The organism is Rossellomorea sp. FS2 (genome assembly GCF_047915635.1).
Classification (GTDB): domain Bacteria; phylum Bacillota; class Bacilli; order Bacillales; family Bacillaceae_B; genus Rossellomorea; species Rossellomorea marisflavi_A.
Window position 1 is genome coordinate 43,476 of the sequence record NZ_JBLRVS010000005.1, and the last position, 7,754, is coordinate 51,229.

Below are 7,754 nucleotides of genomic sequence, written 5' to 3' on the forward strand. Positions count from 1 at the left end.
TCACTTGCTTGATCGCAGGCAAGTGAATTCGGGTTTTACTATGACTGAAACACGTTTGTCCCAGGCTCTGTTTATAGTTTGAATAGGAAGGGGTATCCTGATTTCCGGATGCCGTTATTCTCTTCTTCCCCCATTTGCCGTCATCGTTCTAAAGACTCGATTAGTAAAAGTTTTACTAAAATAAATTGACGCTTTTACCCGACTTCATTTATGATTTAAATGAAAGCGATTTCTATTGTGCGTGAAAGTGGGGGATCAGGGTGGAATTACTGAACGATTTTCAACGGGTGTTTGGGTCCGCGGCAGACCGGGTGTTCTTTGCTCCGGGCCGGGTCAATTTGATAGGCGAGCACACTGATTATAACGGAGGCCATGTGTTTCCCTGTGCCATCAGTCTCGGCACATATGTGGCAGCGAAGAAACGGAAAGACCGGCTGGTCAGGGTACATTCCCTGAACTTTTCCGAAGCGGGGATCATCACGTTCTCTGTTGATGACCTGAACTATGATAAAAGCGATGGATGGGCCAACTATCCAAAAGGGATGATGGCTTCCCTTATACAGGATGGGCATCGGTTGGAAACGGGTATCGATCTCTTATTCTACGGAAATCTTCCCAACGGAGCGGGATTGTCTTCTTCAGCATCCATTGAGCTTGTGACGGGGGTGGCTTTACAGGAGTTGTTTCACCTCGATGTGGATCGGATCCGATTGGTGCAGCTGGGCATGAAGACGGAGAACGACTTTATCGGTGTGAACAGTGGGATCATGGATCAGTTTGCTATCGGCATGGGAAGGGAAGGCTATGGGATCCTTCTGGATGTCCAGTCCCTTGAACATGAATATGCTCCGTTACCCTTTGAAGGGCACAGCCTTATCATCGTGAATACGAATAAGCGCCGGGAGCTCGCTTCTTCCAAGTACAATGAGCGCCGGCAGGAGTGTGAGGAGGCACTGTCTTATCTGCGACGGATTGTCGGGATCGAGAGCCTCGGGGATTTGAGCCTTGGTGAGTTCGAGAAGTACGAGCATGCCATCCCGGATGCCGTCCTGAAAAAAAGGGCCCGGCATGCGGTATCAGAGAATGTCCGCACGGTGAAGGCGTTCCATCTGTTGAATCAGCATCGATTAGCTGAATTCGGGCAGCTCTTGAATCAATCCCACGTCTCCCTGAAAGAAGACTACGATGTGACGGGACGTGAACTGGATGTCCTTGTGGAGGCGGCATGGAGACAAACCGGTGTACTCGGGGCGAGGATGACGGGTGCAGGGTTCGGAGGGTGTGCCATTGCCCTCGTGGAGAATGATCATGTTCAGGCGTTTGTCCGGTCGGTAGGGGATGAATATAAGAGAGTGATAGGATATGAGGCATCATTTTTTACAGCAGAAAGCGCAGATGGCGCCAAAGAATGGAAAGGGAGGGTGATCGTATGAGCATCTTGGTACTAGGAGGAGCGGGATACGTCGGGTCCCATGCCGTCAAGGCGTTAGTGGAAAGAGGATATGACACGGCAGTCGTAGATAACCTCGTAACAGGTCATCGAGAGGCGGTAAGCGAGAAAGCGAGATTCTATGAGGGGGATATAAGGGATCAGTCATTTTTGACATCGGTATTCCATCGGGAAGACGTGGAAGCGGTCATTCATTTTGCCGCCTCTTCCCTGGTTGGGGAATCCGTGACGGAGCCGCTTAAATACTGGGATAATAACGTCTCGGGTACCCGTGTGGTCCTGGATGTGATGAAGGAGGCGGGCGTGAAGCATATCGTGTTCTCGTCGACGGCTGCGACGTATGGAGAGCCGGAACGTGTCCCGATTACAGAGGATATGCCGGAGCGACCGACCAATCCGTATGGCGAAACGAAGCTGGCCATGGAAAAACTCATGCGCTGGTGTGATGAAGCATACGGGATCCGCTATGTATCCCTGCGCTACTTCAATGTGGCGGGAGCCGGTGGTTCGATCGGGGAGGATCATGATCCCGAAACGCATCTGATCCCGCTGGTACTGAAGACGGCACTGGGGCAGCGGGAGAGCATCTCGATTTTCGGGAACGATTATGACACTCCAGATGGAACATGTATCAGGGACTACGTTCATGTAGAAGATCTCATTGATGCCCATCTTCTTGCGATCCGCTACCTCGAAGAAGGCAACGGGAGTGGGATCTTCAACCTCGGGAGCAGCCAGGGGTTTTCCGTCAAGGACATCATTGAAACGTCACGGCAGGTGACGGGGAGGCAGATCCAGGAGAAGGTTGCTCCGCGAAGGAAGGGCGATCCTGCAAGGCTGATCGCTTCTTCTGACAAAGCACGGTCTGTCCTTGGATGGACTCCTTCCAGGACGACCATCGAACGGATCATCTCAGACGCGTGGGAATGGCATAAGGGCCATCCCCGTGGATATAACGATCAGAAAGGTGCTGATCTTTCATGACGATCAATCGCCTGCTCCATTCCCTCGTTGGTAAGGGGTTTTTAGCGGGACTCATAAGGGAAGAAGATACGGTATACGTCAGGAACCGGCTCCTCGCCGTCCTTGACCGGGATTCCTATGTAGAAGAAGGGGGAGTGGATACGGAAATGGACATCCCCGATCTGCTTTCCGCCCTTGCGGCGGAAGCCCTGGATCAAGGGGTCATCGAGCCGGGAGGGGAAGAGGTGTTGATGGCTGAGCTGATGGACTGCTTCATGCCGAAGCCGTCCGAAGTGAATGCCCAATTCCGCACCCTCTACAGGGAAGATCCCATCCGGGCGACGGACTATTTCTATAAGTTGAGCCGCCTGAGCAATTACATCCAGACGAAACGCATTGCCCAAAATGTCCATTACAAGGTAGATAGTCTGTATGGTGAACTCGACATCACCATCAATCTGTCGAAGCCGGAGAAAGATCCTGCCCAGATCGCGAGGGAACGGCTGTTGCCGAAGCACGATCACCGTTACCCCGCGTGCCTCCTCTGTGTAGAAAACGAAGGATATAAAGGCAGGTTGGATCATCCCGGGAGAGCCCATCACCGCATGATCAGACTCGGTCTCGGCGGGGAGGACTGGATGCTTCAGTATTCGCCGTATGTGTATTATGACGAGCATTGCATCATCCTCTCAGAGGAGCATCGACCGATGGAAATCAACCGCGATGGCTTTGGGAGGCTCCTGGATTTCGTGAAGCAATTCCCGCATTATTTTGCCGGTTCCAATGCCGACTTGCCGATTGTGGGAGGTTCGATCCTTTCCCACGACCATTATCAGGGTGGACGTTACGAATTTGCCATGGCAAGAGCGGAGGAAGAGGCGACGTATCCTCTTACGTCCCATCCGTCCGTCCGTGCCGCCATCGTAAAGTGGCCGATGTCGGTCGTGAGGCTGAGCGCAGATGAAGCGGGACCGCTCCTCGATGCCGCAGATGATATCCTGCAGGGATGGAGGGCCTATAGTGATCCTTCCGTAGGTATCTTCGCATCCACAGATGGAGAACCCCATAATACCATCACCCCCATTGCCAGGAAGCGGGATGGGCGATATGAGCTTGATCTCGTCCTCCGCAACAATCGGAAAAGTGATGAGCATCCCTCAGGCATCTTTCATCCCCATGAAGATGTCCATCATATCAAAAAAGAAAACATCGGCCTGATCGAGGTGATGGGGCTGGCCGTCCTCCCGGCACGTCTGAAAACAGAGCTCTCACTGGTGGAGGATGCCCTTCATGGAAATGTGGAAAAGGCTCCTGCCCATCACCGGGAATGGGTAAGGGAGATCCGGGAAAGGCGTGGTGAAGAGATTACTGAAGACACTTCAGCGTCGATCGTCAAGGAAGAACTGGGGAAAAAGTTCTCCAGGGTGCTGGAGGATGCGGGGGTATTTAAGTGGACAGAAGAAGGGATGCAAGCATTCCGGCGGTTCATGGCTCAATTTGAATAAGGTGGGATACGCATGATGAAAAATGAAATAGGCGAACACAACGGAGAAGCGGTATTTGAATACACGCTGGAAAATGCCGCGGGCATGAAGGTATCCATCCTGACCTATGGCGGCATCATCTCCTCGATCATGATGCCGGACCATGAAGGGAATCGTGCAAATGTCGTGCTCTCCTACGATTCCCTTGAAGGGTACCGCAGGGATGAGTATTGTATCGGGGCGATGATCGGCCGGGTGGCCGGTCGCCTATCCGCAGCCCGATATTCGTATGAGGGCAACGAATTCCTGCTTGATCGCAATGAAGGGGAAAATCATTTACACGGAGGATGGAACGGACTCAATCAAAAGGTGTGGTCGGAGAAAGAAGTGACGGAAAATTCTGTGACGTTGGAGGTCGCATGTGAAGACGGGGAAGGCGGTTACCCCGGAAACGTCATGATCCAGGTCACGTATACCCTTTCCGACAAGGATGAACTCACCCTTTCTTATTTGGCCATCCCGGATCAAGATACCCCGATCAATCTGACAAATCACAGCTATTTCAACCTGAGCGGCGATCCCCGCTCCGATAGTACCGATCACGAGCTTCGGTTGAAATCCAAGAGGTTTTTGGAGCTTGACGATGAGCAGCTTCCCACCGGGAATATCCTTCCCCTGTCACAAGGAGGCTTCCGGTTTGAAGGGCCGTTTTCGGAAAACAGACCCGACATCGATCATCCCTTCCTGCTTGATGAGCACTTCAGTGAAGAAATCTCTTTGCATCATCCCGCTTCTGGGAGGAAAGTGGTCATTGAAACGGATCAGCCTGTCGTCATTGTCTATACGGGTACCGATCTGGAGGGGGCTCAGCTTGCTGGTGGAGATGGTAGCCGTCATCCCGGGATTGCTCTTGAGGCCCAAGGCTATCCTGATGCCCCGAACCATTCCGATTTCCCGACTATCATGGTCAGAGCGGGCGGAGAGTACCGGGCAAGGACCAGGTATCGATTTATGCTTCAGGATTGAACGGAGGGTGTGCTGTGTCGGCGCACTCTTTTTTTGCGCTTCCATCTTTTTGAGCTTGAAATGTTTTTAACATATACTGGAGGGGAAGGTGATAAAGAAAGCATTTTCATACTGGGAGGGATTGCGTGATCAGTCAAACAAGGAAGATCGTTCAAAAATCATTGGATGCACTGCTTGAAGATGAATCATTTTTACCCGGGGTGAAGGGTGAATCGAGGAAGAAGGCATTCAGCTCCCTCACCTCGATCCTGTCGACCCCCAATCATATACATAAGTCCTTCCTGAGGATCGCCCTCGAGGACGGCCGTGTCGAAAGGATCCCTGCATTCCGAGTGCAGCATAACAATGCCCTCGGTCCTTATAAGGGAGGGATCCGCTTCCATGAATCCGTCAATGAAGAGGAAGTGGAGAATCTCGCTTCCCTCATGACCCTGAAGAATGCCCTTCATGACGTGCCGTTCGGAGGAGGGAAAGGGGGCATCCTCCTTGATCCGAGGGACTACTCCGAGAAGGAGCTTCATCTGATCTCAAAGAAATATGTCCAATACTTCAGTGATATCCTCGGTCCCGACAAAGACATCCCGGCGCCCGACATGGGATCCGGGGAGCGGGAGATGGACTGGATGATGGCAGAATACAAAAGCATCCGCCCCGGGCACCCATACAGGGGGAGCTTCACGGGCAAAAGCGTCGTGAACGGGGGCTCCCTCGGCAGGAGGGAAGCAACCGGGAAAGGGGTATTCTTTTCATTGAAGTATCTTCTCCATGACTTCATGAAGGATAAGAAAAGCTTCCTGACGAAAAACGATGGCCTATTCGCCAAAAATCTGTTGAAACATGAAGACCGCCCCTTGAAAGTGGCCGTCCAGGGATTCGGAAATGTGGGATCGGTCGCGGCCCTCGAAGCGCATCAGTCCACCCACCTGTCCATCAAGGTCGTGGCCGTCAGCGACCGGAATGTGATGCTATACAATGAAGACGGACTCGACATACCGGGTCTCATCGAATACGCCCAGAAGAACCGCGGCGATCTGCCTGATACAGAGGTGGCCCTGGAGGAAGCAGAGGTCAAAGCCGAGGTCCACGACCGAGACGACGTGCTCTATCTCGAGTTGGATGTGCTGATCCTGGCCGCGCTGGAAGACCAAATCCATAAGGATAATGTGGAAAAAGTGAAGGCGAATATCATCGTTGAAGGAGCGAATGCCCCGATTGAGTCGGAGGCCGACGCTTCTCTCAATGACCGCGGTGTCATTGTCATCCCGGATATCTTGGCGAATGCCGGCGGGGTGATCGTGTCGTACTTCGAGTGGCTGCAGGGCCGGGAGACGCAGTTTTATTCGGAGGAAGAAGTGTTCAAGATGCTGTATGAAAAGATGACGCATACGTTCGATACGGTGCTTCCGATGTTCTTCGGCGACCCGTTCTCCCTGCGGCAGAATTGCTATATTCATTCCGTCATGAAGCTGTCCACCGTGCTGTATCGGCAGGGGAAGCTGTACTGATGGAGGAGAGACCCCTTTGGTAGGGGTTCTTTTTGTTTTGGTTTGTAGAGATGGGGTGAGTGGTTCTATCCGCAGACTACCCTTCTTTTTTGAAAGTGGGATGGAGGGAGAGGAAAGATGGGTGCGTTCCGTTCCGCTGCGGCCGTCCGCTTTCCGAGGGGAGTGGGTCGAGCTTCCTCGTGCCTGCGGGATCTCTCCCGCACTCTATTCCCTTCGGAGTCGGCCGGCCTCCGCTGCACTGCACTTTTTGGTGAAGATGGGGTGAGTGGTTCTATCCGCAGACTACCCTTCTTTTTTGAAAGTGGGATGGAGGGAGAGGAAAGATGGGTTTGTTCCGTTCCGCTGCGGCCGTCCGCTTTCCGGGGGGAGTGGGTCGAGCTTCCTCGTGCCTGCGGGATCTCTCCCGCACTCTATTCCCTTCGGAGTCGGTCGGCCTCCGCTGCACTGCACTTTTTGGTGAAGATGGGGTGAGTGATTCTATCCGCAGACTACCCTTCTTTTTTGAAAGTGGGATGGAGGGAGAGGAAAGATGGGTTTGTTCCGTTCCGCTGCGGCCGTCCGCTTTCCGAGGGGAGTGGGTCGAGCTTCCTCGTACCTGCGGGATCTCTCCCGCACTCTATTCCCTTCGGAGTCGGCCGGCCTCCGCTGCACTGCACTCTTCGGTAAAGGTAGGGTGAATGGTTCTGATTGCGGGCACCCCTTTATTGAAATTGGAATGTAGGGAGTGGAAAGATGGGATCGCTCCATTCCGCTGCGGCCGTCCTTCGCTACACTGCACTTTTTGGTAAAAATAGGGTGAGTGGCCCTGATTGCATCCAGCTCCTGGATTAATTTAATAAGGTAGAGAAGTGATGGGGGGCGTTCCAGGATAGGGTAAGTAACTCTGTCCGAGACTCACTCTCCTTTTTTAGATGCAGATAAAATATTTTAGTAAAGTAATAGGTTAAGATCTCTGAAACTCGTTCTTTCCCGTTAGGCTATCCGCACGAAAGGTCTCTCCCCATAAAGAATGGCCACCATCATCCCAACCAAGAGCGTATTGAAGCGGAGGCGGCTCGACTCCTGCGGAAAAAGAGGCAAGGTTGAGACCCTGGAGGCGCAGCCGAAGCGGCTCAACTGCCTCCCGCCGGAAAGCGAGCCGCCGCAGCGAAAAGGAGCGTCCTTATCGGCCATTGAATCCAGATTCCATGCTAAATCTTCCGTGCATTCATCATCCTTCCCCAAGCAGGCACCCTCAAGGTCTATCAATCTCTAATATTTGAGCTTGTACCAAATACATAAGGTTTGTTTTACTCTTAACCAAGAGCGCATTGAAGCTTAGGCGGC

Annotated in this window: 6 protein-coding genes; 5 read left to right on the forward strand and 1 reads right to left on the reverse strand. The window is 52.8% G+C overall.

Features of this window, described 5'->3' with window-relative positions; translation table 11 throughout:
* Positions 1–254: 254 nt before the first annotated feature.
* The 5 genes from ACNA6I_RS16690 to ACNA6I_RS16710 all read left to right on the forward strand — a co-directional run bounded on the left by ACNA6I_RS16690 (position 255) and on the right by ACNA6I_RS16710 (position 6,428).
* Complete coding sequence (locus ACNA6I_RS16690; protein ID WP_048006574.1) at positions 255–1,433, forward strand: galactokinase; 1,179 nt, start codon at positions 255–257, stop codon at positions 1,431–1,433.
* Complete coding sequence (galE, locus tag ACNA6I_RS16695; RefSeq protein WP_048013218.1) at positions 1,430–2,434, forward strand: UDP-glucose 4-epimerase GalE; 1,005 nt, start codon at positions 1,430–1,432, stop codon at positions 2,432–2,434. The genes ACNA6I_RS16690 and galE overlap by 4 nt, the downstream gene beginning before the upstream one ends.
* On the forward strand, positions 2,431–3,918 hold the full coding sequence (gene galT, locus ACNA6I_RS16700) for a UDP-glucose--hexose-1-phosphate uridylyltransferase (protein WP_416313793.1): 1,488 nt from the start codon (positions 2,431–2,433) through the stop codon (positions 3,916–3,918). Before galE ends, galT begins: the two co-directional genes overlap by 4 nt.
* A 12-nt stretch (positions 3,919–3,930) precedes the next feature.
* Positions 3,931–4,923 carry an aldose epimerase family protein gene (locus ACNA6I_RS16705; protein WP_053073027.1) on the forward strand — a complete coding sequence of 331 codons (993 nt, stop codon included), beginning with the start codon at positions 3,931–3,933 and terminating at the stop codon, positions 4,921–4,923.
* Between the two features lie 125 nt (positions 4,924–5,048).
* Complete coding sequence (locus ACNA6I_RS16710; protein WP_416313794.1) at positions 5,049–6,428, forward strand: Glu/Leu/Phe/Val family dehydrogenase; 1,380 nt, start codon at positions 5,049–5,051, stop codon at positions 6,426–6,428.
* Positions 6,429–7,400: 972 nt separating this feature from the next.
* Here ACNA6I_RS16710 and ACNA6I_RS16715 read toward each other — a convergent pair.
* Positions 7,401–7,676 carry a hypothetical protein gene (locus tag ACNA6I_RS16715; RefSeq protein ID WP_416313795.1) on the reverse strand — a complete coding sequence of 92 codons (276 nt, stop codon included), beginning with the start codon at positions 7,674–7,676 and terminating at the stop codon, positions 7,401–7,403.
* Positions 7,677–7,754 lie beyond the last annotated feature (78 nt).

Excerpts from the sequence above, each read along its gene's own strand:
- galT (WP_416313793.1), top strand. The coding sequence starts at position 2,431 with ATGACGATCAATCGCCTGCTCCATTCCCTCGTTGGTAAGGGGTTTTTA.
- galE (WP_048013218.1), top strand. The coding sequence starts at position 1,430 with ATGAGCATCTTGGTACTAGGAGGAGCGGGATACGTCGGGTCCCATGCC.
- ACNA6I_RS16705 (WP_053073027.1), top strand. The coding sequence starts at position 3,931 with ATGATGAAAAATGAAATAGGCGAACACAACGGAGAAGCGGTATTTGAA.